This window comes from Achromobacter sp. 01N37 (assembly GCF_056399725.1).
The window spans coordinates 1-2500 of sequence record NZ_JBFTRX010000033.1 but is presented as its reverse complement, the minus strand read 5'-3'; the positions used below and the strand labels follow the sequence as shown (position 1 = coordinate 2500).

At 61.2% G+C, this 2500-nt stretch carries 1 protein-coding gene; it reads left to right on the top strand.

The features are described from left to right. The first annotated feature begins 74 nt into the window (after positions 1-74). Positions 75-1624, top strand: a protein-coding gene (locus AC1DSJ_RS30040) for an IS3 family transposase (RefSeq protein WP_441637726.1) whose coding sequence is annotated in 2 segments (ribosomal slippage) — positions 75-561 and positions 561-1624 — 1551 coding nt in all. Because the reading frame shifts where the segments join, the coding sequence is not laid out codon by codon here. The last annotated feature ends 876 nt before the right edge of the window (positions 1625-2500 follow it).

Below are 2500 nucleotides of genomic sequence, written 5' to 3'. Positions count from 1 at the left end.
GCCCTCCATGTCAGGATACTTGTCGCCTCCGTTTCCTTAGTGAAGCAAAATGGAGGGCGGTGTGCGAATAGGTGATGACACGATATGCAACCGAGCATCGGGAATGGGTGGTTGAGCAGATGATGCCGCCGCTGAACCGGTCGATAGTGGAGTTGGCCAAGGCCACAGGGATCACGACAGTGACCTTGCGGACTTGGCGCAGGATGGCGAGAGAAGCAGGAAGAATTGTGCCGGGTGACGGAAAGCAGAGTGATCAATGGTCCAGCGCGGACAAGTTTCGCGTTGTGTTGGAGACAGCGCCGCTAAGCGAAGCGGAGTTGTCGGAGTACTGCCGCGCAAAGGGCATCCAGGCGGAGCAGATTCAGCAATGGCGTGAGGCGTGCGAGCAGGCCAATGCGGCTACGCCCGTCAAGCGAACGCTGGCGCAGCGGCGGGACGACGAAGCGGCGCGCAGGCGAGTGCGTGAGCTGGAACGCGAGCTCAAGCGCAAGAATGCGGCGCTTGCGGAGACGGCGGCACTGCTGGTCTTGCAAAAAAAAGCCGCAGCGATCTGGGGACGGGACGAGGAAGACTGATCAGCACCCCGGATCGCTTGGAAGCCATAGAGTTGATCGATGAAGCGGTGAGTGCCGGGGCCCGGCAGGAGAAGGCCTGCGAGGCGCTTGGTTTGACCGAGCGGACCTTGCAGCGCTGGCGGCACGCCCCCGCCGACGGGCGGCTGGAAGCGTGTCGCGAGGCACCGGCTAACAAGTTCAGCGAAGCAGAACGGCAGGCGGTGCTGAGGGCGGCGAACCAGCCAAGTTACGCGAGCCTGACGCCGCACCAGATCGTGCCAAAGCTGGCGGATGAGGGCATCTACGTGGGATCGGTATCGACGATCTACCGGGTGCTGCATGAAGCGGGACAAAGCCGTCGGCGTGGCCGCAGCAAGGCCCCGTGCACGCGCCCGCCGACGACGCATCGGGCCACGGGTCCGAACCAGGTGTGGTGTTGGGACATCACCTGGCTGCCGACCACGGTCAAGGGCAAGTTCTTCTACTGGTACATGATGAAGGACATCTACAGCCGCAAGCTGGTAGCCAACGAGGTGCATGAGAGCCAGACGGCTGAGCACGCCAGCCGCCTGCTGATGCACGGCTGTTTGCGGGAGCAAACGGCAGGTCGTCCGCTGGTACTGCATTCGGACAACGGCAAGGCCATGAAAGGGGCCACCATGCTGGCAGCGATGTATGACCTAGGCGTGGTGCCGTCCTATAGCCGGCCTAGGGTGAGCAACGACAACGCCTATGCCGAAGCGTTGTTCCGTACGGCGAAGTACTGCCCGATGTGGCCGGAGCGCCCGTTCGATAGCCTGGAACAAGCGCGTGACTGGGTGTTGCGCTTCGTGCGCTGGTACAACGACGAGCACCGACACAGCGGCCTGAAATACGTCACGCCAAACCAGCGGCATCAGGGCAAAGCTACCGCACTGTTGGCGCAGAGAACGGCGCTGTATGAAGCCGCGCGCGCCCGGAATCCGCAGCGTTGGAGCGCGGGCATCCGCAACTGGGAACTCCCAGATGCGGTGTACCTGAACCCGGAGCGAGCGCAGAAAAACGCAGAGAATTACAAGCAAGCAGCGTAACGGCTGAGGCGACAACTACCTTGACACACGCCGCTCGTAAAGAAAAGTAACCAAAAGAAAGCGATCCTTGCAGGAGGCTGGCGTGTCGGGSTTGCGCAGCCCATTGGWTTCGTYGTCAGGCCCCGGGTTYTAATAGCCTCATGCCGTTACCGGTTTGAATGRCCACGATCCTGCCAATGGCGCTGGTTCCGTAGTGAGGCCCCCGGTAGCGGCTCCCTGCCCATTCGCCCATCTGCCGGTACCGGCWCGGAGCATCACGAYMCATCACGCCGTRAYGGTTTCGTGGTGGGGTGGGCGCGGTGAAGAAGGTCCTGGTCCTAGCAWTCCCGTGCCACCGCGCCCACGACRAAAACGGGGSRCCTGCAACTTCGTGGCGCTCKCAGAGGAWACGGCAACGAAGTTGCMRGCGTCTCAAGCTTMGTCGTGGGCGCGGTGGCACCGAATTGATAAGCCGATGACCTCACCACCGCGCCCACTCCACCACGAAACCATCACGACGTGATGTGTCGTGACGATTCGCGCCGGTAACGGCAGATGGGCGAATGGGCTGGAATTCCGCTACCGGGGGCACCACCACGAATCCCTGGGCATTGGCCGGGTCGTGGTGCTCTGAATCGGTAACGGCACGAGTCTGTTAGAACCCGGGGCCTGACGACGAAACCATTGGGCTACGCAACCCYGACACGCCAGCCTCCTGCAAGGATCGCTTTCTTTTGGTTACTTTTCTTTACGAGTAAAGAAAAGTGACACCTCCGTGTGCGAAAACGGCCAACTACGTACAGCCGCGACAGCAGCTACAAGCAATAAAACCCCGCCCACCCACACCAGCAGCAACCAAAAACCCCAAACAAAACACCTAACTAAGCAACACAATCC